Annotated in this window: 1 protein-coding gene; it reads left to right on the plus strand. The window is 51.8% G+C overall.

Annotation, left to right across the window (positions count from 1 at the left end):
• The first annotated feature begins 43 nt into the window (after window positions 1–43).
• A complete protein-coding gene (locus ACR0D7_RS19405) occupies window positions 44–724 on the plus strand; it encodes an IS6 family transposase (protein ID WP_480680479.1) in 681 nt (226 codons plus the stop codon).
• Window positions 725–733: the final 9 nt, after the last annotated feature.

Below are 733 nucleotides of genomic sequence, written 5' to 3' on the forward strand. Positions count from 1 at the left end.
GCGCGTGAATGACTGCCGGTCATATCAAGTCGAAAGCCAGTTCATGATTTCCTTTAAAGGCGCGCAATATCCGAAGGATGTAATCCTGTTCGCAGTGTTCTTTTACGTCCGCTACGGTGTCTCATATCGTGATCTTGAAGAAATCATGGCCGAGCGCGGGGTTTCAGTCGACCACACCACGCTGAACCGGTGGGTCACACGATATTGTGGCGCTATTTCTGATGCAGCGCGCAGACGCAAAGGGCCATGCGACCGCTCCTGGCGAATGGATGAGACTTACATAAAAGTGAAAGGCAGTTGGGTCTACCTCTACCGAGCAGTAGATAAACACGGCAAGACACTTGATTTCATGCTGTCCCAGCGGCGCAACAAACCAGCGGCAACGAAGTTCTTCGCCCGGATGCTAGAGGTCAATGGTTTACCAAGGAAGATTGTCATCGACAAAAGTGGCGCCAATACAGCTGGCATCAAAGCCATTAACAGAATGCTCAAAAGCTTTGGCTGCCCGGTTCCGATCGAGATGGTCAGACGCAAATACCTCAATAACATAGTGGAACAAGATCATCGCTTCATCAAAAGGCGAACCCGTCCGATGCTCGGCTTCAAATCCTTTATCTCGGCCACGGCAACTCTTGCAGGTATCGAGGTGGCGCACATGATCCGCAAGGGCCAATTCACGCCCGGACTCTGTCCATTCAAACAATTCGCTGAGCTGGCCGCCTAGCTCCGATCC

Source organism: Ruegeria sp. BB7 (genome assembly GCF_056539365.1).